We start from the raw sequence: 24,701 nt of genomic DNA, 5'->3' as shown, positions 1-24,701 counted from the left end.
GTGTGAACGGCGGGACGGTGTCGGCGTCTTCGGGGGCGCCCTGAATACGTCCCCAATTGGGTGGTCGTGAGTGACCGGCGCTGGCTCCCCCTCCCACCGCCGCCAGGCGCTGTTTCTTCTGCGCCTCTGCGCGCCGGCACGATCCTGCGGCGGTCCGTGGAATTCCAGCACAGTGCCGGATCTGCAACAAGGCCAACGGATAACGGTCTGTTCACTGTGACAGCATGTGAGGACGACGTCACCGGGTGTGGAAGGTGTTTCCGTTTATTACGGACATACCCGTGCGATCCCTTGGCGCGAGCCGGGTGTCCCAGTCGCCATGATCAGGAGCGGAATGGGAGGTTCAGGTGCTTTATGTCTGTTTCGTGAAGGTGCAAGGTTGGCCTGGATTGCCCGTTTTGCCCATGACTGAGTGAGCAAACTCACACGCCGATCATGCCTTCTTCACGACTTGACCCGGGAATCGGATGTTTAGCCTGACGCTTTACAGGGATGGCGAATCCGACAACCCGCGCTTGTGGGACGGCCCTTGCGGTCCGCCCGGCGCCCGCACACGACGAGGTCCAGGACAACAGTGAAGACGACGACGATGTTCCGCAACATAGCCAACCCCCGGCGCACGACGCTGGCCCACCTCGCCGACGCCGAGGACCTGCGCACGCCGGAGCAGGAGCATTCCGTCGACCTCCCCTCCCAGACCGCCAACCCCCGCCGGACGGTCCTGATGACGGTCCCGGTCCAGGCGGCGGAGTAGTTGCACGCTCAAGTACGCGCACGAGCCGCCCGGCATTCAACGTGGATCCGGTGAAGTTCCCCGAGATCCGGCGGGCTCCCGCGTAGGTGTGCGAAGGGCGCCCGGCACCTGCCGGGCGCCCTTCGCACACCTGCCCGGTTGTTCGGCATGCCTGCGCGGTTCAAATACGCGAAGCGGCCGCCCCGCCCCGCGTTAGCCTGGACCGTCAGACTCCAGCCAGCTCAGTTAAGGGGCGCAAGCATCCCGTGCGCATCGCCAGGTTCTCCATCGACGGGAACGTAGCCTTCGGCGCGGTCGAGGGCGACAAGCCGGACGAGCTCGTCCTCGACATCATCAAGGGCATCCCGTTCGCGGACTTCCAGCTCTCCGGTACGAAGGTCCCGCTCAGCAAGGTCAGGCTGCTGCCGCCGGTGCTCCCCAACAAGGTCGTGGCCTTCGGCCGCAACTACGCCGAACACGCCCGCGAGCTGGGCAACGAGGTCCCCGACACCCCGTTCGCCTTCTTCAAGCCGGCCACCTCCGTGATCGGCTCCGGCGACGACATCCAGTACCCGGCGTTCTCGCAGGAGGTGCACCACGAGGCCGAGCTGGCCGTGGTGATCGGCCGGCTGTGCCGCGAGGTCCCCCGCGAACGCGTCAAGGACGTGATCTTCGGCTACACCTGCGCCAACGACGTCACCGCCCGGGACGTCCAGAAGCGCGAGAAGCAGTGGGCCAGGGCCAAGGGCTTCGACACCTCCTGCCCGCTGGGCCCCTGGGTGGAGACCGACCTCGACCCGGCCGACCTGACCATCCAGCTCACCGTCAACGGCGGGCAGCGCCAGCTCGGCCGCACCAGCGAGATGATCCACTCCATCGAGGACCTGATCGTCAACATCACCGAGGCCATGACGCTGCTCCCCGGCGACGTGGTCCTCACGGGCACCCCGGCAGGGGTCGGCCCCCTCAACGTCGGCGACGAGGTCGCCGTCACCATCGAAGGCATCGGCACTCTCACCAACAAGGTGATCAAGCGTGGCTAACGGCTCCGTCCGCGTACGTTTCTGTCCGTCCCCGACCGGCAACCCCCATGTGGGCCTGGTCCGCACGGCCCTGTTCAACTGGGCGTTCGCCCGCCACACCGGCGGCACGTTCGTCTTCCGCATCGAGGACACCGACGCGGCCCGCGACTCCGAGGAGTCCTACGAGCAGCTCCTGGACTCCCTGCGCTGGCTGGGCTTCACCTGGGACGAGGGCCCCGAGGTCGGCGGCCCGCACGCGCCGTACCGCCAGTCGCAGCGCATGGAGACGTACCTGGAGGTGGCCGAGCGGCTCAAGGAGGCCGGCCACGCCTACTCCTGCTACTGCACCGCCTCCGAGCTGGAGGAGCGCCGCGACGCCGCCCGCGCCGCCGGCCGGCCCTCCGGCTACGACGGCAAGTGCCGCGAGGTGACGCCCGAGCAGAAGGCCCGGTACGAGGCGGAGGGCCGTGAGCCGATCGTCCGCTTCCGGATGCCGGACGAGACGATCACCTTCACGGACCTGGTCCGCGGCGAGCTGACCTTCACCCCCGAGAACGTCCCGGACTACGGCATCGTCCGCGCCAACGGCGCCCCGCTCTACACCCTCGTCAACCCCGTCGACGACGCCCTGATGGAGATCACCCACGTCCTGCGCGGCGAGGACCTGCTCTCCTCCACCCCCCGCCAGGTCGCCCTGTACAAGGCCCTGATCGAGCTGGGCATCGCCAAGGAGGTCCCGTCCTTCGGGCACCTGCCGTACGTGATGGGCGAGGGCAACAAGAAGCTCTCCAAGCGCGACCCGCAGGCGAGCCTCAACCTCTACCGGGAGCGCGGCTTCCTCCCCGAGGGCCTGCTCAACTACCTCTCCCTGCTCGGCTGGTCGCTCTCCGCCGACCAGGACATCTTCACGATCGACGAGATGGTCGCCGCCTTCGACATCGCCGACGTGAACCCCAACCCGGCCCGCTTCGACCTGAAGAAGGCCGAGGCGATCAACGCCGACCACATCCGGCTGCTGGACGTGGCGGACTTCACCGCGCGCTGCGCCCCCTGGCTGAAGGCCCCGTTCGCCCCCTGGGCGCCGGAGGACTTCGACGAGGCCAGGTGGGAGGCGATCGCCCCGCACGCGCAGACCCGCCTGAAGGTCCTGTCCGAGATCACGGAGAACGTCGACTTCCTGTTCCTGCCGGAGCCGGTGGAGGACGAGGCGAGCTGGGCGAAGGCCATGAAGGAGGGCTCCGACGACCTGCTGCGCACGGCCCGCGGGAAGCTGGAGGCGGCCGACTGGACCTCGGCCGAGTCCCTGAAGGAGGCCGTCCTGGCCGCCGGCGAGGCCCACGGTCTCAAGCTCGGCAAGGCCCAGGCCCCCGTCCGTGTCGCCGTCACCGGCCGCACGGTCGGCCTCCCGCTCTTCGAGTCCCTGGAGATCCTGGGCCGGGAGAAGACCCTGGCACGGATCGACGCGGCCCTGGCGAAGCTGGCCGCGTAACGGCGTGGGGAAGGGGCGGCACCCGGGGCCCGGGTGCCGCCCCTTCGTCGTCCCGTCCCGGGGACAGGACGGCCGGCCTCCGGCTACCGTCGGATCATGGACATCAAGGCGGTGCTCTGGGACGTCGACGACACCCTTTTCGACTACACCGCGGCCGACCGGGCCGGTATGCGGGACCATCTCGCCGCCGAGGGCCTGATGCTCGGCCACGGCTCCGTCGAGGAGGCCCTGACCCGCTGGCGCGAGCTGACCAGCCTGCACTGGCGGCGGTACGCGGCGGGCGAGGGCGACTGGGAGTCGACCCGCCGTGACCGGGTACGGGACTTCCACGGGCAGCCGCTGAGCGACGCCGAGGCCGACGCCTGGTTCGAGCGCTACATCGCCCACTACGAGCGGGCCTGGTCGCTCTTCCCGGACGTCCTGCCGGTCCTGGACGCGCTCGCCGCCAGCCACCGGCACGCGGTCCTGTCCAACTCCAGCCTCCCCGTCCAGGAGCGCAAGCTGCGCGCACTCGGGGTGTGGGACCGCTTCGAGACGGTGCTCTGCGCCGAGCAGCTGGGCGTCCACAAACCGGCCGCCGAGGCGTTCCACGTGGCCTGCGAGGCCCTGGAGCTGCCGCCGCACGAGGTCGCCTACGTCGGCGACCACCCCGAGATCGACGGCCGGGGCGCGGCCGACGCCGGTCTGCTGTCGGTCTGGATCGACCGCGGCGGTCTGTACGCGACCGTCGACCCGCCCGTCGGGCCCCACCGGATCGCCACCCTCGCCGAACTGCCCGCGATCCTCGGCTCGGATACCCGTTTTGGAGCGCCGTCCACCTTCGGGTAATGTTCTTCCTGCGCCGCCGGGGAGCGGGCCGAAAGGCCGGAACCGACGGAGCAGTACTAGAACAAGATCCCCACAGGGGCTTGCGTTCCAGTGGCCTATGGTGTAATTGGCAGCACGACTGATTCTGGTTCAGTTAGTCTTGGTTCGAGTCCAGGTAGGCCAGCTCGCAGAGCTCATCTGCGCATGCGGAGATCAGATCCGCGAAGCCCCCGTTGTGTAGCGGCCTAGCACGCTGCCCTCTCAAGGCAGTAGCGCCGGTTCGAATCCGGTCGGGGGTACAGATCCTTCCCGCGAAGGTGGTCAGGGTAGCTCCCGCCACTGTCGATGCAGGATCGCTAGGGCCCCCGTTGTGTAGCGGCCTAGCACGCCGCCCTCTCAAGGCGGTAGCGCCGGTTCGAATCCGGTCGGGGGTACGCAAAAGGTCTCAACCTTATTGGTCTATGGTGTAATTGGCAACACTACGGTTTCTGGTACCGTCATTCTTGGTTCGAGTCCAGGTAGACCAGCTCGGACCTGCGGCGTTTGTACATCAAACGCATGCAGGATCGCTAGGGCCCCCGTTGTGTAGCGGCCTAGCACGCCGCCCTCTCAAGGCGGTAGCGCCGGTTCGAATCCGGTCGGGGGTACGTTTCACGAAGGCCCTCCACCTCGGTGGGGGGCCTTCGTCATGCGCCCGGCTATTCGAAGCCGTACCGCCGGGCCGACTCCTCCTCCTGGGCGAGGCGGTGCAGGAAGCGCAGCACCGGCTCGAAGAGCACCGCCGACGACACCGCCACCTCCGCCATCTCGGTGTCGGACGCGTAGCTCTCCATGTGATCCAGGTCCCTGACGGCCGCCTGATGCATCAACTCCGCGTACGGGGCCATCTGTTCGGCGCCGCAGGGGAAGCCGAGCCGCAGCAGTGTCGCCACCAGTGCCACCAGTGAACGGTGGGCGGGGGAGAGGGAGCCGGTCTCCCGCGCCGACTCCCAGCCCAGCGTCCGCAGCAGCCGGTCCACCTCGGCCCTCGCGGCGACGGTGACCGGGTCCTCCTCGTCCGGGCCGGGGGTCTGCGGCAGCGCCCACAGGGCCGCGCCGAGACGGATCGTGCGGCCCAGCGACTCGTCGTCCACGTGCCGCAGCACCTCCCGGGCGTTGGCCACCGGCACCTTGCCCACCTGGATCAGCGCCCGCACCAGCCGCAGCCGGCGCAGATGCTCCTCGTCGTACTCCGCCGTCGTCGCGTTGACCTGGCGGCCCGGCGGCAACAGCCCCTCACGCAGGTAGTACTTGATCGTCGCCGGGGACACCCCGCTGCGCTCGCTCAGCTCCGCCAGCCGCATCTCTCTTGCGCCTCTCCTTGGGAAGTGTCACTATCCAAGCACGAGAGTTCGGATAGTGCCGCTCACCAACCAGGGGGAGTCATGTTCGGAAAGCGGGTCGTGGCCGGCCGTACCACCGCGGCGGCCGAGGGCGAGGTGGTGGTTCTGCTGATCGGCACGCGGATCAACCACCTCTGGGCCGTGCACCACTGGATGCCCGTGCTGACCGCGATGCCGCGGATGCTGCGCGAGCTGCGGAAGGACCCCGAGCGGGGGCTGCTGAACGCCGTGCTGCTGACGGCCTCGCCGCGGACGTACTACGTCGTCCAGTACTGGGAGTCCAAGGAGAAGCTCTACGCCTACGCGCACGCGCCCGACGCGTTCCACCGGGTGGCGTGGGCGGCGCTGAACCGCAAGGAGCGCAAGGGGAAGGCCCGGCAGCACGTGGGCCTGTGGCACGAGACCTACGTGGTGCCGGCGGGCTCGTACGAGTCGATCTACGCCGACATGCCCGCGTTCGGCCTGGCGGCGGCCACGGGGGTACTGCCGGTCGAGGCGCGGGGGCGGTCGGCGAAGGAGAGGTTCGCCCACCGGCGGGGAGTCAGCGCCTAGGGGCCCGGCTGCTGTCGCCCATGAGAAAAGGCCTGCCGCGGCGTTGAGGCAGGCCATTTCCCGTGGTCGGGCGGGCGGGTGGATCAGCCGGTGCGGCGCAGGGCCTCCGAGAGGCGGCCCGCGGCGTCGATCACCGCCTGGGCGTGCATACGGCCGGGGTGGCGGGTGAGGCGCTCGATGGGGCCGGAGACGGAGACGGCCGCCACCACGCGGTTCGACGGGCCCCGCACGGGCGCGGAGACCGAGGCGACGCCCGGCTCGCGCTCGCCGATGGACTGGGCCCAGCCCCGGCGCCGTACGCCCGAGAGGGCCGTGGCCGTGAAACGGGCGCCCTGCAGTCCGCGGTGCAGCCGCTCCGGCTCCTCCCAGGCCATCAGGATCTGCGCCGACGAACCGGCCTTCATCGTGAGGGTCGAGCCCACCGGGACCGTGTCCCGCAGGCCGGAGAGCCGCTCCGCGGCGGCGACACAGATCCGCATGTCGCCCTGCCGGCGGTAGAGCTGCGCGCTCTCGCCCGTGATGTCGCGCAGATGTGTGAGCACCGGGCCCGCCGTCGCGAGGAGGCGGTCCTCGCCGGCGGCCGCGGCCAGCTCGGCCAGCCGGGGGCCGAGGATGAAACGGCCCTGCATGTCGCGTGCCACCATGCGGTGGTGTTCCAGAGCCACGGCCAGGCGGTGGGCCGTGGGCCGTGCGAGTCCCGTGGCGCCGACCAGACCCGCGAGGGTGGCCGGACCGGACTCCAGAGCGCTCAGGACCAGGGCCGCCTTGTCCAGAACGCCGACGCCGCTACTGTTGTCCATGCAACGATACTCGCGTCTCACTCTGTGAAACGCAAGTTCAATTTCGCGTGGACCTTGCCACTCTGGAAGCAGAACAACAACGGCTCGCGGACCGACGAGCCCGGCGGCCGGCGCGCGCCACGAGGGGATTCGCGCGCTCGCCACCTCCGATATCTCTAGTTGGGCCGACGCGCTGCCGCGCCGGCCGGAGGGAAAGCGATGGGTAGGACACTCGCGGAGAAGGTCTGGGACGACCACGTCGTCCGGCGCGCCGAGGGCGAGCCCGACCTCCTCTTCATCGACTTGCACCTGCTGCACGAGGTGACCAGCCCCCAGGCCTTCGACGGTCTCCGCAAGAGCGGGCGGAAGGTTCGCCGGCTCGACCTGACCATCGCGACCGAGGACCACAACACCCCCACCCTCGACATCGACAAGCCCATCGCGGACCCGGTCTCCCGCGTCCAGCTGGAGACGCTGCGCGCGAACGCCGCCGAGTTCGGTGTGCGTCTGCACCCGCTGGGCGACGTCGAGCAGGGTGTCGTGCATGTCGTCGGCCCGCAGCTGGGTCTGACCCAGCCCGGCATGACCGTCGTCTGCGGCGACTCCCACACCTCCACGCACGGCGCCTTCGGCGGTCTGGCGTTCGGTATCGGCACCTCCCAGGTGGAGCACGTGCTGGCCACGCAGACGCTGCCGCTGGTCCGGCCCAGGACCATGGCGATCACGGTCGAGGGCGAGCTGGCCGAGGGCGTCACCGCCAAGGACCTCATCCTGGCGATCATCGCCAAGATCGGTACGGGCGGCGGCCAGGGCTACGTCCTGGAGTACCGGGGCCCCGCCATCGAGAAGCTCTCGATGGAGGCCCGCATGACCATCTGCAACATGTCGATCGAGGCCGGCGCCCGCGCGGGCATGATCGCCCCCGACCAGACCACCTTCGACTACCTCAAGGGCCGTCCGCACGCCCCCGAGGGCGAGGACTGGGACGCGGCCGTCGCGTACTGGAAGACGCTGAGGACGGACGAGGACGCCGAGTTCGACGCCGAGGTGATCATCGACGGCGCCTCCCTGTCGCCGTTCGTCACCTGGGGCACCAACCCCGGCCAGGGCGCGCCGCTTTCGGCGTCGGTCCCCGACCCGGCCTCGTACGAGGACGCATCGGAGCGCCTCGCCGCCGAAAAGGCCCTGGAGTACATGGGGTTGGAGGCCGGCCAGCCGCTGAAGTCCATCAACGTGGACACCGTCTTCGTAGGTTCGTGCACCAACGGCCGCATCGAGGACCTGCGCGCCGCCGCCGAGCTGATCAAGGGCCGCAAAGTCGCCGACGGCGTACGGATGCTGGTCGTCCCCGGCTCCGCGCGGGTCGGTCTGCAGGCCGTCTCCGAGGGTCTGGACGTGGTCTTCAAGGAGGCCGGCGCCGAGTGGCGGCACGCGGGCTGCTCCATGTGTCTGGGCATGAACCCCGACCAGCTGGCCCCCGGTGAGCGCTCGGCGTCCACCTCCAACCGCAACTTCGAGGGCCGGCAGGGCAAGGGCGGCCGTACGCACCTGGTGTCGCCGCAGGTCGCGGCCGCCACCGCCGTACTGGGCCACCTGGCCTCGCCCGCCGACCTGACCGACGCCCCCGCGCCCGCTGGAGTCTGAACAGCCATGGAAGCATTCACCACCCACACCGGCCGGGCCGTCCCGCTGCGCCGCAGCAACGTCGACACCGACCAGATCATCCCCGCCCACTGGCTCAAGAAGGTCACCAGGGACGGTTTCGAGGACGGACTGTTCGAGGCGTGGCGCAAGGACGAGAACTTCGTCCTCAACCGCCCCGAGCGCAAGGGGGCGACCGTCCTGGTCGCCGGCCCCGACTTCGGCACCGGCTCCTCCCGTGAGCACGCCGTCTGGGCGCTGCAGAACTACGGCTTCAAGGCCGTGATCTCCTCCCGCTTCGCCGACATCTTCCGCGGCAACTCGCTCAAGAACGGCCTGCTCACGGTGGTTCTCGACCAGAAGATCGTGGAAGCGCTGCAGGAGCTGAGCGAGAACGACCCCGAGGCCGAGATCACGGTCGACCTGGAGGCCCGCGAGGTGCGCGCCGAAGGGATCACCGCCGCCTTCGAGCTGGACGAGAACTCCCGCTGGCGGCTGCTGAACGGGCTGGACGACATCTCCATCACCCTCCAGAACGAGGCCGACATCGCCGCCTACGAGGCCAAGCGGCCGTCGTACAAGCCGAGGACGCTGAAGGTCTGATCCACCGGCGCGGGCCGCCCCCCGAGGGCGCCCGCGCACGGCTGATTCCAGCCACCGCGACACCCCCAGGTACCCCCAATCGGGCACGGTTGGGGGTACCTGCATGTCCGGGTTCGGAGACCTTCGAAGTCATGTGCAGAAAGGTTTCAACTCCCCTAGTTACAAAGGTGATTGCCGGGGTAGGCGCACCATCGTGTGGCATCGGCCGGAGGTGCTCCCTGGGCCTCCGGGAGACGGCAGTTGCCCCCTGCGCAGGCGACAACTCGCCCCAGATGGCACAATCTGTGCATGGAACACGACGGCCAACTCGAGCTCTATACGGCGGTCGCGGGCCAACTCAAGGAAGCGCACGCAAGAGTGCGCGCACTGCAAGTCCCGGAGGGCGTACGCATGGCGCTGACCCGGAAGCTGCTGGTCATTACGGCCGTGGCCAAGCACGATCTCGCCGACGCGGCAAGGCGGCTGGAGGGCTTCACGACGGACCTCGACGAGGGGCGAATGCCCGCAGAGGAACGCTGAGAGAAGTCCGTGGCTGCCGAGTTCGTTGCGGCACAAGGGTGATAAGCCCGTTTCGTGTTTGATTTGCGGTATATATCTGCCTAACGTGCGAAAAGGCTTGAACACTTTCGTTCTGGCGATGTCTCCGAAGGGGAAGACGTGAACAAGGCGCAGCTCGTAGAAGCGATTGCGGACAAGGTCGGCGGGCGTCAGCAGGCCGCCGACGCGGTCGACGCCGTTCTGGACGCCATCGTCCGCGCGGTCGTCGCCGGGGACCGGGTCTCGGTCACCGGCTTCGGTTCGTTCGAGAAGGTGGACCGGCCGGCCCGTTACGCCCGCAACCCGCAGACGGGTGAGCGGGTTCGGGTCAAGAAGACCTCCGTGCCGCGTTTCCGCGCGGGCCAGGGCTTCAAGGACCTGGTCAGCGGCTCGAAGAAGCTGCCCCGCGGTGGCGAGGTCGCGGTCAAGAAGGCGCCCAAGGGCAGCCTGAGCGGTGGGGCCTCGGCGACGGTCAAGAAGGCGGCGGCGAAGAAGACCGCGGCCAAGAAGACGACCGCCCGCAAGACCACCACGGCCGCCGCCAAGAAGACGACGGCCGCCGCGAAGAAGACCACGGCGAAGAAGACGACCGCGAAGAAGACCACCGCGAAGTCGGCCGCCGCGAAGAAGACCACGGCGTCGAAGACGACGGCCGCCAAGAAGACCGCCGCGAAGAAGGCGCCGGCGAAGAAGGCCACGGCCAAGAAGGCGCCGGCCAAGAAGTCGACGGCTCGCAAGACGACCGCCAAGAAGACCGCCGCACGCCAGGCATAGGGCGCCTGGTACTCACACGCGCCGGGCCGGGCTCCTGACCGATGGAGCCCGGCCCGCGGCGTGTTCCGGGGCGGACTCCGCGGGGGCTCAGAACGTTTGCAGGGTGATCAGGGTGATGCGCAGGGTCTCCCCCTCGCCCTCCGTCTCGATCCTGACCCGCTGCCCCGGCCGCAGCAGCCGCAGCGCGCCCGCGTCGAAGGCCGGGGCGCCGAACGGGACCGGGGTGCCGTCGTCCAGGAGCACCTGGCCGGTGCGGGTGGCGGGGTCGTAGGTGTACGCGGTGGCCTGCATGGCCGCAGCCTACTGGCCGGGGATCAGCAGCCGCGCGGCCGCCGCGGCCGTACGGGGGCCCACGCCGAGGCCGAGCGCGGCGCGCAGGTCGTCGCCGGTGTCGACGTCCTGGCGTACGGAGTCCACGGCGGTGAGGTCGAGTTCCACGGCGCCGGAGCGGCGGTGGCGCGTGCGGGAGCCCGGGCCGAAGGCGGGGGAGAGGCCGTGACCCGGAGCCGCGGCGAGCAGGGTGGTGCCGGTGCCGGCCGCGTCGGCGAGGAAGGCGCGGGGGAACGCGGCGGCCGCGTCCAGGACGCGGGTCAGCTCCCCGGGGCGCAGGGCGGGCAGATCGGCGTTCAGGGCTGCCACCGGGCTTTGCGGGCGTACATCGCGCACGAGGGCCGCTCCATGCCGCAGAGCGGCGTTCAGGCCGTCCTCGGGACCGCCGCCGGAATCCTCCGGCACAGTGCGGGCGCCGAGGGCCGTGAGTTCGCGCGCGGCGAGGGGATCGTCCGTGACCACCACCACACCGCGCACGGCCGTGGCGGCCAGGGCCGCGGCCACGGTGTCCTGGGCGAAGGCGAGGGCCAGCCCGGGGCGCACCGCGTCGGCGGCGGTGTCCGAGAGCCTGCTCTTGGCCCGTGCCAGGGGCTTCACGGGCACGACCAGGGTCCACTGCACGGGCGTTCCGTCCCTCTCTTGTCGCCGCCATTGTCACCTGGGCGCAATGGGCGGCCACAGGGCGGGGCGTACGGTGTTCTCGACAGACCGGCAGCCCGGGGCGACACTTGTGCGGCTCCGGGCCCCCGGAAGCAGGCCCTGGGAAGTCCTAGAGGAAGGTGTCCGCGTGCCCCGCCGGAGAATCGGCTTCTGGTACCGCCTCGCCGCGGTGATCGCCAAACCACCCCTGGTGGTGCTGATCAAGCGGGACTGGCGTGGAATGGAGAACATTCCGGCCGAGGGTGGATTTATCACCGCCGTGAACCACAATTCGCATGTCGATCCCTTTGCGTACGCCCATTATCAGTACAACACCGGCCGGGTTCCGCGCTTTCTCGCGAAGAGCGGCCTCTTCGGCAAGGGATTCATCGGTGCCGTGATGCGCGGCACCGGTCAGATTCCCGTGTACCGCGAGAGCACCGACGCGCTGAGCGCCTTCCGGGCCGCCATCGACGCCGTGGAGCGCGGCGAGTGCGTCGCCTTCTACCCCGAGGGCACCCTCACCCGCGACCCGGACGGCTGGCCCATGACCGGCAAGACCGGTGCCGCGCGGGTCGCGCTGCAGACGCGGTGCCCGGTGATCCCGGTCGCGCAGTGGGGGGCCAACGAACTGCTGCCGCCGTACGCGAAGAAGCCCCACATCCTGCCGCGCAAGACGCACCACGTGCTCGCGGGCCCGCCCGTCGACCTCACGCGCTTCTACGGCCGGGAGATGAGCCCGGACCTGCTGAAGGACGCCACCGCGGTCATCATGGCCGCCGTCACCCGCCAGCTGGAGGAGATCCGCGGCGAGCGGGCGCCGCAGACGCCGTACGACCCCAAGGTGGAGCGGATCGAGCAGCGGCGCAGGAGCGCCGCCGCGGTCGAGCACCGGCGGCCCGAGCAGCACAATGGGGCCTTGCGGGGACAGCAACGTCAGGAAGAGGGGCAGGGCAAGTGAGCAAGCCGGTCAAGGCGGCGGTGTTCGGCACCGGTTCGTGGGGCACGGCCTTCGGCATGGTGCTCGCCGACGCGGGATGCGACACCGTCCTGTGGGGACGGCGTCCGGACCTCGCGGAGGCGGTCAACTCCACCCGAACCAACCCGGACTACCTCCCCGGAGTGCGGCTCCCGGAGAACCTGCGGGCCACCACCGACGCCGCCGAGGCCGCCGCGGGCGCCGACTTCACCGTCCTCGCGGTCCCCTCCCAGACGCTGCGGGCCAACCTCGCCGCCTGGACCGGGCTGCTGGCGCCCGACACGGTCCTCGTCTCGCTCATGAAAGGCGTCGAACTCGGTTCCGCCATGCGGATGAGCGAGGTGATCGAGGACGTCGCCAAGGTCGGACAGAACCGCGTCGCCGTCGTCACCGGACCCAACCTGGCGCGGGAGATCGCCTCCCGGATGCCGGCCGCCTCCGTGGTCGCCTGCACCGACGAGGGCGTCGCCCAGCGGCTCCAGGCCGCCTGCCACACCCCGTACTTCCGCCCCTACACCAACACCGACGTCGTCGGCTGCGAGCTGGGCGGCGCGGTGAAGAACGTCATCGGTCTCGCCGTCGGCATCGCGGACGGCATGGGCCTCGGCGACAACGCCAAGGGTTCGCTCATCACCCGCGGTCTCGCGGAGACGACCCGGCTCGGCCTCGCCATGGGCGCCGACCCGCTCACCTTCGCCGGACTCGCGGGACTCGGCGACCTGGTGGCGACCTGTTCCTCGCCGCTCTCCCGCAACCACACCTTCGGCATCAACCTCGGCAGGGGCATGACCCTCCAGGAGACCATCGCGGTCACCAAGCAGACCGCCGAGGGCGTCAAGTCCTGCGAGTCCGTACTGGACTTGGGGCGCCGGCACGGCGTCGACATGCCCATCACGGAGACGGTCGTCGACATCGTCCACGACGGCAAGCCGCCGGTCGTCGCCCTCAAGGAGATGATGTCGCGCAGCGCCAAGCCGGAGCGGCGCTGAGCGAAAGCGGCCGTAGGGGCACTGACTGGCCCACTACCACCGGGTACTCTCGACGCGATATGAGCACCGAGAACCTCCCCCAGAGCCCTCAGCAGCCGTCCCGCAAGCCGCGCGTGGCCGTCGTCTTCGGCGGCCGCAGCTCGGAACACGGGATCTCCGTGGTCACGGCCGGCGCCGTCCTGCGGGCCATCGACCGGACCAAGTACGACGTCCTGCCGATCGGCATCACCCGGGAGGGCCGCTGGTTCCTCACCGCCGACGAGCCGGAACGCATGGCGATCGCCGACCGCCGTACGCCGAGCGTCGAGGAACTCGCCGAGTCGCGGGAGGGCGGCGTGGTGCTGTCCGTCGACCCCGCCAACCGGGAGGTCGTCTACAGCGAGCCCGGGTCGGTGCCCAAGGCGCTCGGCGAGGTCGACGTGGTCTTCCCCGTCCTGCACGGCCCCTACGGCGAGGACGGCACCCTCCAGGGCATGCTGGAGCTCTCCGGGGTCCCCTACGTCGGCTCGGGCGTGCTCGCCTCGGCGGTCGGCCAGGACAAGGAGTACATGAAGCGGGTGTTCACCTCCTTCGGGCTGAAGGTCGGCCCGTACGTGGTGATCCGGCCCCGCGAGTGGCAGCTCGACGAGGCCGCCGCCCGCAAGAAGATCATCGACCTCGCCGGTGAGCACGGTTGGCCCCTCTTCGTGAAGCCCGCCCGCGCGGGGTCCTCCATCGGCATCACCAAGGTCGACGACCTCGCCGGTCTCGACGAGGCGATCGCCGAGGCCCAGCGGCACGACCCGAAGATCCTGGTCGAGGCGGCCCTGCGCGGCCGGGAGATCGAGTGCGGCGTCCTGGAGTTCGAGGACGGCCCCCGCGCGTCCGTGCCCGCCGAGATCCCGCCGCCCGAGGCCCACGCGTACTACGACTTCGACGCCAAGTACATCGACTCCACGCCCGGCATCGTTCCGGCCCCGCTGACGCCCGAGGAGACGGCAGAGGTCCGGCGGCTCGCCGTCGACGCCTTCGACGCGGCCTCCTGCGAGGGGCTGGTCCGCGCGGACTTCTTCCTCACGGAGGACGGCGAGTTCGTCATCAACGAGATCAACACGCTGCCCGGCTTCACGCCGATCTCGATGTACCCGGCGATGTGGCAGGCGACCGGCGTCGCGTACCCGGAGCTGGTGGACCGTCTGATCCAGGCGGCGCTGCACCGCTCGACGGGTCTGAGGTAGACCCGACGGGTCCGAGGCAGAGGGGCACCCCGTGGGAGCGACCGGCCACGGTCCGGCCCTCAGCCTCACCACGGCCTCCTGAGGCACACCTCAGGAGGCGACCCCCTCGGGAACCGCCTTCTTGATGGCAGGCGCCAGCCCCACCAGGATCGGCGAGGTGTCCTCGGCGGCCCGCTCGGCCGCCACCGACACCTCCACGTACACGGAGCGATTGGCCGTGGTGAAGCGGTAGGCGCCTCCGTCCCGCTTCTCCATCAGCCAGTCCACCCCGTCGACGGCCCCGGCCACCGCGTCGTCGTCCCGCCCCTCCGCCACCGCGGGATCGGCCATCTTGGGCGGCCGCGGCACACCACAGCGCAGTATGATCACCGCGTCGCCCCAGCCCGCCGTCAGCGCGGAGGCGGGCCGAGGATCCCGGCGACCGAGACCGTCCACCGTCCGCGGCAGCACCCCGTCCAGCTTCCGGCACAGCGTCGTGGCGGCGGTCCCCGGGCTGGGAACCGCCGCCGTGCCGCCGTCGTCTGCTGAGGAGCAGCCCGCGACGGCGATCAACGACACGGCGAGGACGGGCAGCCCGAGGCGAGCGGTCGGCCGGTGACGAGGCGAGTTCACCGGCCCAGGGTAGACGGGGGCTACAGGTGCACGACCGGGCAGGTCAGGGTGCGGGTGATCCCGTCCACTTGCTGGACTTTGGCGACCACCAGCCGACCGAGGTCGTCGACGGTGTCGGCCTGGGCGCGCACGATGACGTCATAGGGACCCGTCACGTCCTCGGCCTGGACCACGCCAGGGATCTTGCTGATCGTCTCGGCGACGGTCGACGCCTTGCCGACCTCCGTCTGGATCAGGATGTACGCCTGTACCACGGAACCTCCAGGGCGGCCACGAGGATCATGTGGATCATGTCGGGAAAAGGAACGCCACGGTATCGCGTCGTCAGGCGCCGGGGGGAGACCCCTGGAGGCCGCGCCGCACGCACCGGGGGACGGGGACGACGCGAGTTGACGGTCCACTCGACCGTACCGAGGACGACAACGGCCCGCGACCGGGCGGGAGCGACACTGGAAACGGCACGAGAAGGGGCGATACGACGATGAAGGGCACCGTGGGAGAGCTGGGGGAGTTCGGGCTCATCAGGGAGCTCACCTCCCGGCTCACCACCACCCCGGCGGTCCGGGTCGGCCCCGGCGACGACGCCGCCGTGGTGGCGGCGCCGGACCGCAGGGTCGTGGCGAGCACCGACCTGCTCCTGGAGGGGCGGCACTTCCGGCGCGACTGGTCCACGGCCTACGACGTGGGGCGCAAGGCCGCCGCGCAGAACCTGGCGGACATCGCCGCCATGGGCGCGGTGCCCACCGCCCTGCTGCTCGGTCTGGTCGCGCCCGCCGATCTCCCGGTGACCTGGGCCACCGAGCTGATGGACGGCCTGCGCGACGAGTGCCAGGTAGCCGGCGCGGCCGTGGTGGGCGGGGACGTCGTCCGCGGCGACACCATCATGATCTCCATCACCGCCCTCGGTGACCTGCGCAACCACGAGCCCGTGACCAGGGGCGGAGCCCGGCCCGGCGACGTCGTCGCCGTCACCGGCTGGCTCGGCTGGTCCGCCGCCGGGCACACGGTGCTCTCCCGCGGCTTCCGTTCGCCGCGCGCCTTCGTGGAGGCCCATCGGCGCCCCGAACCGCCGTACCACGCGGGCCCGGCCGCCGCCTCGCTCGGCGCGACCGCGATGTGCGACGTCAGCGACGGGCTGATCGCGGACCTGGGGCACATCGCGGAGGCCAGCAAGTGCCGGATCGACATCCGCTCCGGCGCGATCGACATCCCGACCCAGATGCACGACATCGGCCAGGCCGTGGGCGTCGACCCCCTCCAGTGGGTGCTCACCGGCGGCGAGGACCACGCGATCGTGGCCACCTTCCCGCAGGACGTGAAGCTGCCCGCGCGCTGGAAGGTGATCGGCGAGGTCCTCAACCCCTCGGCGCTGCCCCAGGTGACCGTGGACGGGGCGCCGTGGACCAGCAAGGGCGGCTGGGACCACTTCGGGGACATCGAGTCATGACCGCCGCCCCGAGCCCCGCGCCCCCGAGGGTCCTCACCGTGGCCGGGTCCGACTCCGGCGGCGGGGCCGGGATCCAGGCCGACCTGAAGACCATGCTGGCGCTCGGGGTGCACGGGATGAGCGTCGTCACGGCCGTCACCGCGCAGAACTCCCTGGGCGTCCAGGGCGCCTGGGAGCTTCCCGTCGAGGCCGTGCGCGCCCAGTACCGCAGTGTCGTGGACGACATCGGGGTCCAGGCCGTCAAGACCGGCATGCTCGCCTCCGCCGAACTCGTCGAGGCCGTCGCCGCGTTGCTCGCGGCCACGGACGCGCCGGTCGTCGTCGACCCGGTCGGCGTCTCCAAGCACGGCGACCCGCTCCTCGCCGCCTCCGCCCTGGACTCCGTACGGACGCGGCTGCTGCCGGTGGCCACCGTCGCGACCCCGAACCTCGACGAGGTGACCCAGCTCACCGGCGTACGGGTCGGGTCGGAGGCCGGGATGCGGGAGGCGGCCGAGGCCCTGCTGGCCCACGGGCCCCGGTGGGCGCTCATCAAGGGCGGTCATCTCCCGGGGGACGCCGTCGACCTGCTGACCGACGGCGACGAGGAGCACTGGCTGCGGGCCCCCCGGTACGACAACCGGCACACGCACGGCACGGGCTGCACGCTCGCCTCCGCGATCGCCGCGCACCTCGCGCGCGGGCGGACCGTGCCGGAGGCCGTGACGGCGGCCAAGGCGTATGTGACCGGGGCGATCTCCGGCGGGTTCGCCCTCGGCGGCGGGATCGGGCCCGTGGACCACGGCTGGGCCCTCACACGGGGTGCTCCGACCGTCTGACGCCCCGCGCGGGCGGACCGTGGCGGCGTACCGGCTCGGCCGCCGTCCACGGATCCGCGTACGGGTACGGCAGAACGCCTGGCGCGTACGGGCACGGCAAAAAGCCGGCCCACCTCACGGTGGACCGGCTCTGAGCAGCGAACCAGCAGTGGCCGCGCGCTGCGTCAGCGCGAGACCTTGCCGGCCTTGATGCACGAGGTGCAGGCGTTCACGCGCTTCGGCGTCCCGCCGACCACGGTACGGACGCGCTGGATGTTCGGGTTCCAGCGACGGGACGTACGGCGGTGCGAGTGCGAGATGTTGTTGCCGAAGCTCGGCCCCTTGCCACAGACGTCGCAGTTGGCAGCCACGGGTCACTCCAAAGACTTCAGATGCACTTACGGTTGATCCCGGCATGCCGGGATCACGATCCCATCGACTGGGACCCGAGTGGCGTTGCCAGGGGGAGAGTCCGGTCTGGATCATGGATCCGAATCGGACAACCGGAGCAGCATACAACGACTGCGTCCGCACAACGAAACTACCATGGCTGGTCGGGGCCTCGTCCCGGCCCCCTTACCGGCGGTCACCACCGCGGGTCTACGCTGCCTGCGGCGTGCGGCGTCCCCCGCCCCCACGTCCAGCAGCCACGCAGCTCAAGGAGGCGCAGGTGCCGCAGGTGCCGCAGACATTCTTCGATGCTCTCGCGGTACGCACCTGGTGCGGACTCGCGCTGGCCGCGCTGGGACGCGCACGCGAGGAGATCGACGCCATCAACGTGTACCCGGTGGCCGACGGCGACACCGGCACCAACCTCTACCTGACGATGGAGTCGGCGGCGGCGGCCGTGGAGGCCGTCTTCGCGGGCCACGAGACCGGCGCCGCGGCGGGCCGGCCCACCCTCGCCGAGGCGGCGCGGGCCATGGCGCACGGGGCCCTGATCGGGGCCCGGGGCAACTCCGGGACGATCCTCGCCCAGCTCCTGCGGGGCATGGCCCAGGTGCTCTCCGGCGACAGTGACGCGGTTCACACCGACGGCCGGGGGCTGCGGCTCGCGCTGCGGCACGCCGCCGACTCCGCCCGGGACGCGGTCGCCCACCCCGTCGAGGGCACCGTTCTCACGGTCGCCTCCGCGGCGGCCGACGCGGCCACCGCCGTCGAGGGCGACTGCGGCACGGTCGCCCGCGCCGCCTACGAGGGCGCCGGGACGGCCCTGGCGGGGACGCCGGGCCAGCTGGCGGCCCTGGCCCGCGCCGGGGTCGTGGACGCGGGCGGGCGGGGCCTGGTGGCGGTGTTGGCGGCGCTGGTGGAGACGTTCACGGGTGAGGCGCCGAGGGCGGTGGCCGGCACCGGCGGGCGGACGCCCGTGGCCCGGGACGCGCGGACCGCGGAGGTGTGCGCGGACGACAAGCCCGGCGCGGGCGGCCCCGCTTTCGAGGTGATCTACCTCCTGGAGGCGCAGGACGCGGCCGTGGCCCGTCTGCGGAGCCGGCTGGACGCCCTCGGCGACTCGCTGGTGGTGGTCGGCGGCGACGGGCTGTGGAACGTGCACGTGCACGTCGACGACGCCGGAGCCGCCGTGGAGGCGGGCGTCGAGGCCGGGCGCCCGTACCGCATCCGGATCACGCACTTCGGGGCCGGGGACGCCCATGTGACCGGTGAGTCCGGGCGGCCGCCGCGCGAGCGCGCCCAGCGGGCCGTCGTGGCCGTCGTCCCCGGCGAGGGGCTGGCCGGCCTCTACGCCGAGGCGGGCGCGACCACGGTGCTGGCCCGCCCCGGGGAGCCGCCCGCCAGCGGGGAGCTGGTGGAGGCCGTACGGCGCGCGCACGCGCGGGAGGTGGTGCTGCTGCCCAACGACGCGGACCTGCGGCACACGGCGGCGGCCGCCGCCGAGCAGGCCCGCACGGAAGGCGTCCGCGTCGCCCTCATCCCCACCCGCTCGGCGGTGCAGGGCATCGCCGCCCTCGCCGTCCACGAACCCGGCCGCCGCTTCGACGAGGACGTCGTGTCCATGACGTCCGCGGCCGGCGCCACCCGCTACGCCGAGGTCGTCATCGCCGAACGCCAGTCCTGGACCATGGCCGGCATCTGCCAGGCCGGCGACGTCCTCGGCCTGATCGACGGCGATGTCGCCGTCATCGGCTCCGACGTCACCCTGACCGCGGCCGCGGTGGTCGACCGGATGCTGGCCGCGGGCGGCGAGATGGTCACCCTGGTCCTGGGCGACGAGGCCCCCGCCGAGGTCGTCGAGCACGTGGAGACCCGGGTACGGGAGTACCTGGCGGTGGACACGGTGGTGTACCGGGGCGGCCGGCAGGGCGCCCTGCTGCTGATCGGCGTCGAGTAGCCCGGCACCTTCGGGGCCGGCGGGGGCCCGGAGTCCCGGGGCACCCCGCCCGCCCCGCCCGCCCCGCTCAGTCCAGCGCCTGCGCCGACGCGGCCAACCGCTCCGCCTCCGCCCGCCGTTCGGCCGCCGTCTCGTCCGCACGGTCACCGACCGCCGCCAGGACCCTCCGCGCCCGGTCCCCGGCCGCCCCCGCCCGCCGCAGGTCGACCTCCAGCCACCCCGCGGCCAGCTCGGCCGCGGTCCGCGCGTCGAGGAACTCCTCGCCCAGGGACGCGTACACGGCCACCGCACGCTCGACGAACCCCAGCGCCTCCTCGAACACCGGCCCGCGGGAGACGGGTTCGGCGTCCTCGGCCACGGACCGGGCCAGCAGATCACCGAACTGCCCGTAGGTCTCACCCAGTTCCGCGACGATCCGCCGCCGGTTCTCCTCACCGCTCACGTCCGACAGAGCCGCCTCGCAGCCCGCCACCGCGTCGTCCATCAGCTCCCGCGCCTCGTCCGGGGCGGCGGCGCCCTCGCGGGCCTCCCGTGCCGCGTACCAGGCACGCGCGCGCAGCGCCCGCACGTACCCGTGGACGTTCCCCAGCTCGCCCCAGAGGTCGACGGCACGGGCGTACGCCCGGTCGGCCTCGGCGGACAGCCCCGCGCGGGCGAGCGCCTCCGCGGTGAGATGGGCGAGCACGGCGTGGTCGTGCTGCTCGGGCCAGTGCCGGGCGATGTCGGCGGCCCGCAGCCACCGCTCGGCGGCCTCGCGGTGCTCACCCAGCTCGGTGTGGCAGTCGCCCAGCCACCACAGGGTCTGGGCGAGGGCCCCGTCCCCGTGCGTCTCGGCGGTGAGATCGGCGAGGGCGGACTCCAGCACCTCGGCCGCCTCCGCCCACCGCCCCAGCCGCAGCAGGAACCCGCCGAGCAGGTGCCGGGCCCAGGCGCCGAGCGTCGGCCCCTCGCCCGCCTCGTCCGCCCAGTGCGCCGCCTCCAGGGCGTGCGCGAGGGCCGCCTCCACCCGGTCGCCGGCGCCGAGGAGTTCGGCCAGCTGCAGACGCAGCTGGGCGTGGCCCACCGGCTCCAGCTCCGGCCCGCCGTGCTCCAGCGCGGCCAGCGCCGCCCGCTCGGCCCTCGCCAGGTCCCCGAGGTGCTGGGCGACCCCGGCGAGCCGCGCCTCGTACTGCACGGCGAACCACGGCAGCCCGGCCGTCACGTACCGCTCGGCGGCCTCCGCGAACAGGTCGGCGGCGGCCGCCGCGTCCCCGCCCCGCGCGGCCAGCTCCCCGAGCATCGCCCGCGCCTCCGCGGCCCGCGAGGCCAGCCGTACGTCCTCCTCGCGGCGCGGCTCGACGAAGGCCGCCAGCTCGCGCACGGCGGCCTCGGCGGCCAGGACCGCGTCGGCGTCCTCGGTCTCCTGCATCCGCTGCACGAGTATCCGGGCCCGCCCCACCAGCACGGACGCCGTCTGCCGCGGACCCGTCCCGCCGTCCGCCCAGAGGGCGAGGATCCTCTCGTACGGCTCGGACACCAGGTCCAGGGCCCGGTCCGACTCGCCCGCCAGGGCATGCACGTGCGCCCCTCGCGCGCGTGCCGCCAGCGCCTCGCCCGGGTCCCCGGCCTCCTCGTACAGCTCGGCCGCCCGCTCGAAGCGCGTGCGGCCCTCCGGGCCGAGGCCGATCGCCTCGTGGTCGACCAGGTCCGCGCGGTCCCGGGCGTCCAGTTCCGCGCCCTCGGCCTCGGCGGCCCGCGCCACGGCCGCCCAGGCCGCGACGGAACCGGGACGCAGGCCCGCGGAGAGCCGCCGCGCCTCCGCCAGGAGAGCGGGCAGGCCCGCCGGCTCGGCGGGGTCCTCCGTCCGCTCCCCGGCGGCCGGCGGCCGGGGCGCCGGCACCGCGACCGCGGGCCGGGCCGCGCGCACGCCCAGCGGCAGCCGGTCCAGCAGCGGCGCCCGGTCCATCCGCTCCCGGACGAGATCGCCGACGTACGAGGTGCCGTTGCGCTCGTCGAAGCGGGCGGCCAGCGCCAGGGCCTCCTCGCGCGCGTGGGCGGCCAGTTCGCGGGCGGTCCAGGCGCGCCCGGCGGGGCCGGGGACCGTCCGGTCGGCGAACCCGCGTGCGGTGAGCCGGTCCATCAGCAGCGCCACCACGCTCAGGTAGTGCAGCTTGCTGCGCGGGTCGCCGGAGTCCGTGAAGTACGCCGGACGCTCCGCCAGCAGCTCCAGACCGCGTGCCTCGTTGCCGGTCAGGGCGCAGAACTCCAGATGGTCCGCGTACGCGCCCCGCATGCTCTCCATCGCCCGCACCAGCCGGAAACCGCGCAGATGGTGGGCCCGGGCCTCCTCGGGACGCCCCAGCCGCAGCAGCGGCAGCAGGGAGGACGCCAGGACGGTGTGCGGCTCATGGGCGCACGTGTAGGCGCCCTCCAGCACCGGCGCCCACAGCTCCAGCGCCTCGGCGTCCTCGCGCCGCAGGGCCCGCCACCAGCCCTGGCCGTGCAGCTCGCACGCGTGGCAGTCGGCCATCGCGTCCCGGTCCGCGGCCAGCCACGCGTCGTACGCCCGCTCCGCCCGCGCCAGGTCTCCCACGTGCGCGGCCACGCTGAACTCGGCGTCGCGCACGGCCCGTTCCGAGTGCCCGGCGAGCCGGTAGCGGTGCTCCATCTCGGCGAGCCACTTCTCGATGGAGGCGAGCGGGACGTGCGGCTGGTTCAGCATGCCGGCCGACACCCACTTGAACACCCAGTGCAGGGAGTGGATCTCGTACTCGTCGAAGTCCTCCGGGTGCTCGTCCCACATGCGCAGCAGGCGCGCGAAGGGGACGAACATCTTGTCCTTCTCGGAGCTGTAGTTGTAGACCTTCAGCTGGTGCCCGAGCGCCTCGATCACGGCGAGCGGCTCGTTCAGCCGCTCCGCCTCCGCGAGCAGCAGCTCCGCGCGCGCGTTGCGCGCGGGCCCCTCCGGCTGCCCGTGGTTCTCCGCCATCGCCCGGCGCAGCTCGTCGAAGTCCATGACGTCTCTCACGGGCGGCCGTCCCCCTCGGCGTGCGTGGCCCACTCCAGCAGGCCGATGAAGGCGCGGTTCAGCAGCGCCGAGTCCGCGGCTCCGAGCGGCCGCTGCGCCCTCAGCAGGGCCTGCCCGTACAGGGCCTCCGTGGCCGTGCCGATCAGCTCCCGGTCGGACAGCGAACCGATCCGCCGGACCAGCGGGTTGAGGTGGTTGAGCACGAGCTTCGCGCGCGGGGCACTGCTCCGCAGCGAGCCGAGGATGCCCGCCCACAGGTCGTCCGCCCGCTCCTCCGCCTCCGCGCGCGCCTGCTCGTGCCGGGCGGAGCGGTCGTCCAGGTGCAGCGCGGGCACCGACAGCGGATGGAAGGCCCGCAGCACCACATCGCAGCCCAGGGGTTCGAGCCCGGCCCGCGCCGCCGACAGGAAGTCCGCCAGTGCCAGTTCCTCGTTCGGGTCGAGCGTGTCCAGGTGCGCCGTCACCGTCTCGGCGTCCAGCTCGGCGACCACCGTCCCCGGCCGCACCGACGGCAGCGCCTCGACCAGCTCGCTGTCGTACGTGTAGCCGCCGTTGACGACCCCGACGCCCTGCGCGGACGCGATCGGCGCCACCTGGCGGTACTCCTCGACCGTCCGCGTGAAGTGCACCACCGGGTGCCGCCGGGCGAACTCCTCCAGGGACAGCCGCCCGTCGGTCGTCTCGAACGGGAGCCACGGCAGCATCGTGCGCAGCATCTCCCGGTCGTGCCGCGCCAGCGACTTCACGCCCAGGTGGTGCACCGACAGGAAGGCCGCCAGCCGCTCCGGATCACCGGCGGCGAGTCCCGTGAGCCAGCCGCGTATCCGCTCGCCCAGCGCCTCCCGCACGGCCGCCAGGGTCTCGTCCTCGTACAGCGACTCCCGCGACGCCGTCGGCCGCAGACTGTCCGTGTCGAGCACGCACCGCACGAAGAACGCCCAGTCGGGCAGGAGCTGTTCGGCCCGCTCGGTGAGCAGCATGCCCTTCAGGTGCACCCGGTGACCGGCCCGCTGGGCCGGGCTGACGGCGGCCGGCAGCACGTACGCCACGCCCCGGATCCCGGCCAGCGGCACGTTCAGCTCGACGGAGTCCAGCGGGGTGAACCCGAACAGGTCGTGGCAGTGCCGGGCCAGGGCCACCCGCCGGCCGGCGGGGGAGGAGTACGCGCGGTCCCAGGGGGCCGGCAGGTCGGTGACCGCCTCGTCGCCCACCCGGACGTCGTACGGCAGCAGCGACCCGAAGTCCCGCGCCAGGGTCAGCACGCGCGCGGGGGCGAGCCATTCGGCCGCTCCGGGCCGCGCGACCAGGTGCACGGTCGTGCCCGGCTCGGGCCGTGCCTCCCCGGGCAGCGTCCGTACGGTGTACGAGCCGTCGTCGGCGGCCGTCCACTCCACCGGCGGGGCGTCCGGCGTCCGGGCGCTGCGGCTGACCACGCGGATGCGCTCGGCGACCACGAAACAGGCCAGCAGCCCGATGCCGAACTGCCCCAGGAAGTCCGAGCGGACCTCCTGGATGCCGCCGTCGCCGCGTTTGGAGCTGCGCCCGATCGTGGCGAGCAGGTCGTGCACGTCGGCCTCGGTGAGCCCGATGCCCGAGTCCTCCACCCGCAGCGCGCCGCCCTCGGCGAACAGCCGCACCCGGGCGGGCGCGTCGGGCTGCTCGGCGCGGCGGGCGGTGATCGCGTCCACGGCGTTCTGCAGCAGTTCGCGCAGGTAGACCTTGGGACTGGAATAGAGGTGGTGCGAGAGCAGATCCACCAGGCCACGCAGATCGACCTGGAACGTACGAGGAGACGGGGACGCCTCGGGAGTCTGGGGTGCCTGGGATGACGGTGAGGTCATTGAATCCATCGTCGCAGCGCCGGTGGAGGGGATTCTGGCGACGGCGGCGGGGTCGGGCGGTCCCGGAGACGGTGACCGCGGACGGGAGGCGGTACGGGCCCTGACACGGCGGGGTCCAAGAGAGCGCCATCCTAGGCGCGAACGACCCGCCTGACCAGCGGATTTCAAGGACGTCTA

24 protein-coding genes and 5 tRNA genes are annotated in these 24,701 nt (G+C 72.1%); 20 read left to right on the top strand and 9 right to left on the bottom strand.

Annotated features, from left to right (window positions below):
- Nucleotides 1-574 precede the first annotated feature (574 nt).
- The 9 genes from PYR72_RS15705 (at nt 575) to PYR72_RS15665 (ending at nt 4,698) form a co-directional block, all read left to right on the top strand.
- Nucleotides 575-754: a hypothetical protein gene (locus tag PYR72_RS15705; protein ID WP_005479907.1), complete on the top strand. Its 180-nt coding sequence runs from the start codon at nt 575-577 to the stop codon at nt 752-754.
- Between the two features lie 245 nt (nt 755-999).
- Entirely contained in the window at nt 1,000-1,776 is a 777-nt protein-coding gene (locus tag PYR72_RS15700; RefSeq protein WP_275455927.1) for a fumarylacetoacetate hydrolase family protein, read from the top strand.
- A complete protein-coding gene (gene gltX / locus PYR72_RS15695) occupies nt 1,769-3,244 on the top strand; it encodes a glutamate--tRNA ligase (protein WP_275455926.1) in 1,476 nt (491 codons plus the stop codon). Before PYR72_RS15700 ends, gltX begins: the two co-directional genes overlap by 8 nt.
- 96 nt (nt 3,245-3,340) lie before the next feature.
- Entirely contained in the window at nt 3,341-4,072 is a 732-nt protein-coding gene (locus PYR72_RS15690) for an HAD family hydrolase (protein WP_275455925.1), read from the top strand.
- A gap of 91 nt (nt 4,073-4,163) precedes the next feature.
- Nucleotides 4,164-4,235: transfer RNA gene (locus PYR72_RS15685), tRNA-Gln, on the top strand.
- A gap of 42 nt (nt 4,236-4,277) precedes the next feature.
- Nucleotides 4,278-4,350: transfer RNA gene (locus tag PYR72_RS15680), tRNA-Glu, on the top strand.
- 62 nt (nt 4,351-4,412) lie between these two features.
- Nucleotides 4,413-4,485, top strand: a tRNA-Glu gene (locus PYR72_RS15675).
- Between the two features lie 21 nt (nt 4,486-4,506).
- Nucleotides 4,507-4,578 (top strand) — tRNA-Gln (locus tag PYR72_RS15670).
- A gap of 47 nt (nt 4,579-4,625) precedes the next feature.
- A tRNA-Glu gene (locus PYR72_RS15665) sits at nt 4,626-4,698 on the top strand.
- A gap of 51 nt (nt 4,699-4,749) precedes the next feature.
- Here the strand turns inward: PYR72_RS15665 and PYR72_RS15660 are convergent.
- The gene (locus tag PYR72_RS15660) at nt 4,750-5,394 is read right to left on the bottom strand and encodes a MerR family transcriptional regulator (RefSeq protein ID WP_275455924.1); all 645 of its coding nucleotides are present in this window, start codon (nt 5,392-5,394) and stop codon (nt 4,750-4,752) included.
- A gap of 81 nt (nt 5,395-5,475) precedes the next feature.
- Here PYR72_RS15660 and PYR72_RS15655 point away from each other — a divergent pair, with 81 nt between their 5' ends.
- On the top strand, nt 5,476-5,985 hold the full coding sequence (locus PYR72_RS15655; RefSeq protein WP_275455923.1) for a DUF4188 domain-containing protein: 510 nt from the start codon (nt 5,476-5,478) through the stop codon (nt 5,983-5,985).
- Between the two features lie 83 nt (nt 5,986-6,068).
- Here PYR72_RS15655 and ndgR read toward each other — a convergent pair whose 3' ends face one another.
- Nucleotides 6,069-6,785: an IclR family transcriptional regulator NdgR gene (ndgR, locus tag PYR72_RS15650; protein ID WP_003993203.1), complete on the bottom strand. Its 717-nt coding sequence runs from the start codon at nt 6,783-6,785 to the stop codon at nt 6,069-6,071.
- A gap of 198 nt (nt 6,786-6,983) precedes the next feature.
- On the opposite strand from ndgR, the gene leuC reads away from it, so the two are divergent.
- From leuC to PYR72_RS15630, 4 genes are all read left to right on the top strand, one after another.
- Entirely contained in the window at nt 6,984-8,408 is a 1,425-nt protein-coding gene (leuC, locus tag PYR72_RS15645) for a 3-isopropylmalate dehydratase large subunit (protein WP_275455922.1), read from the top strand.
- Between the two features lie 6 nt (nt 8,409-8,414).
- Entirely contained in the window at nt 8,415-9,008 is a 594-nt protein-coding gene (gene leuD / locus PYR72_RS15640; RefSeq protein ID WP_275455921.1) for a 3-isopropylmalate dehydratase small subunit, read from the top strand.
- 288 nt (nt 9,009-9,296) lie between these two features.
- Nucleotides 9,297-9,527, top strand: coding sequence for a hypothetical protein (locus PYR72_RS15635; protein WP_037724724.1), 231 nt, complete (start codon nt 9,297-9,299; stop codon nt 9,525-9,527).
- A 138-nt stretch (nt 9,528-9,665) separates the two neighbouring features.
- Nucleotides 9,666-10,319, top strand: a complete 654-nt coding sequence (locus tag PYR72_RS15630) for an HU family DNA-binding protein (protein ID WP_275455920.1) — start codon at nt 9,666-9,668, stop codon at nt 10,317-10,319.
- 87 nt (nt 10,320-10,406) lie between these two features.
- Here PYR72_RS15630 and PYR72_RS15625 read toward each other — a convergent pair whose 3' ends face one another.
- Together PYR72_RS15625 and cofC are read right to left on the bottom strand one after the other, a co-directional pair.
- The gene (locus PYR72_RS15625; RefSeq protein WP_005479889.1) at nt 10,407-10,610 is read right to left on the bottom strand and encodes a hypothetical protein; all 204 of its coding nucleotides are present in this window, start codon (nt 10,608-10,610) and stop codon (nt 10,407-10,409) included.
- Nucleotides 10,611-10,619: 9 nt separating this feature from the next.
- Nucleotides 10,620-11,270, bottom strand: coding sequence for a 2-phospho-L-lactate guanylyltransferase (cofC, locus tag PYR72_RS15620; RefSeq protein ID WP_275455919.1), 651 nt, complete (start codon nt 11,268-11,270; stop codon nt 10,620-10,622).
- 166 nt (nt 11,271-11,436) lie between these two features.
- On the opposite strand from cofC, the gene PYR72_RS15615 reads away from it, so the two are divergent.
- The 3 genes from PYR72_RS15615 to PYR72_RS15605 are packed head-to-tail and all read left to right on the top strand — an operon-like array spanning nt 11,437 to nt 14,473.
- The gene (locus PYR72_RS15615) at nt 11,437-12,249 is read left to right on the top strand and encodes a lysophospholipid acyltransferase family protein (protein WP_275455918.1); all 813 of its coding nucleotides are present in this window, start codon (nt 11,437-11,439) and stop codon (nt 12,247-12,249) included.
- Nucleotides 12,246-13,256, top strand: coding sequence for an NAD(P)H-dependent glycerol-3-phosphate dehydrogenase (locus tag PYR72_RS15610; protein ID WP_275455917.1), 1,011 nt, complete (start codon nt 12,246-12,248; stop codon nt 13,254-13,256). Before PYR72_RS15615 ends, PYR72_RS15610 begins: the two co-directional genes overlap by 4 nt.
- A gap of 59 nt (nt 13,257-13,315) precedes the next feature.
- Entirely contained in the window at nt 13,316-14,473 is a 1,158-nt protein-coding gene (locus tag PYR72_RS15605; protein ID WP_275455916.1) for a D-alanine--D-alanine ligase family protein, read from the top strand.
- A gap of 90 nt (nt 14,474-14,563) precedes the next feature.
- Here the strand turns inward: PYR72_RS15605 and PYR72_RS15600 are convergent, their stop codons facing one another.
- Nucleotides 14,564-15,085, bottom strand: a complete 522-nt coding sequence (locus tag PYR72_RS15600; RefSeq protein ID WP_275455915.1) for a DUF3515 domain-containing protein — start codon at nt 15,083-15,085, stop codon at nt 14,564-14,566.
- A gap of 20 nt (nt 15,086-15,105) precedes the next feature.
- Nucleotides 15,106-15,339, bottom strand: coding sequence for an Lrp/AsnC ligand binding domain-containing protein (locus tag PYR72_RS15595; RefSeq protein WP_013000441.1), 234 nt, complete (start codon nt 15,337-15,339; stop codon nt 15,106-15,108).
- A gap of 227 nt (nt 15,340-15,566) precedes the next feature.
- Here PYR72_RS15595 and PYR72_RS15590 point away from each other — a divergent pair, with 227 nt between their 5' ends.
- Together PYR72_RS15590 and thiD are read left to right on the top strand one after the other, a co-directional pair.
- On the top strand, nt 15,567-16,532 hold the full coding sequence (locus tag PYR72_RS15590; RefSeq protein WP_013000440.1) for a thiamine-phosphate kinase: 966 nt from the start codon (nt 15,567-15,569) through the stop codon (nt 16,530-16,532).
- Complete coding sequence (gene thiD, locus PYR72_RS15585; RefSeq protein ID WP_275455914.1) at nt 16,529-17,350, top strand: bifunctional hydroxymethylpyrimidine kinase/phosphomethylpyrimidine kinase; 822 nt, start codon at nt 16,529-16,531, stop codon at nt 17,348-17,350. Before PYR72_RS15590 ends, thiD begins: the two co-directional genes overlap by 4 nt.
- Nucleotides 17,351-17,514: 164 nt before the next feature.
- Here thiD and rpmB read toward each other — a convergent pair whose 3' ends face one another.
- Nucleotides 17,515-17,700 (bottom strand): 50S ribosomal protein L28, encoded by a 186-nt coding sequence (gene rpmB, locus PYR72_RS15580; protein ID WP_013000438.1) that lies wholly within the window; start codon nt 17,698-17,700, stop codon nt 17,515-17,517.
- 299 nt (nt 17,701-17,999) lie between these two features.
- Between rpmB and PYR72_RS15575 the strand changes: the two genes are divergently transcribed.
- The gene (locus tag PYR72_RS15575; RefSeq protein WP_275455913.1) at nt 18,000-19,676 is read left to right on the top strand and encodes a DAK2 domain-containing protein; all 1,677 of its coding nucleotides are present in this window, start codon (nt 18,000-18,002) and stop codon (nt 19,674-19,676) included.
- A gap of 67 nt (nt 19,677-19,743) precedes the next feature.
- On the opposite strand, the gene PYR72_RS15570 is transcribed toward PYR72_RS15575, so the two are convergent.
- Together PYR72_RS15570 and PYR72_RS15565 are read right to left on the bottom strand one after the other, a co-directional pair.
- Nucleotides 19,744-22,671, bottom strand: coding sequence for a tetratricopeptide repeat protein (locus PYR72_RS15570; RefSeq protein WP_275460421.1), 2,928 nt, complete (start codon nt 22,669-22,671; stop codon nt 19,744-19,746).
- An 8-nt stretch (nt 22,672-22,679) separates the two neighbouring features.
- Entirely contained in the window at nt 22,680-24,533 is a 1,854-nt protein-coding gene (locus tag PYR72_RS15565; protein ID WP_275455912.1) for an HSP90 family protein, read from the bottom strand.
- Between the last annotated feature and the right edge of the window lie 168 nt (nt 24,534-24,701).

This window comes from Streptomyces sp. VNUA24, from assembly GCF_029167005.1.
Classification (GTDB): domain Bacteria; phylum Actinomycetota; class Actinomycetes; order Streptomycetales; family Streptomycetaceae; genus Streptomyces; species Streptomyces scabiei.
This window is presented reverse-complemented; position numbering and strand designations above follow the sequence as displayed.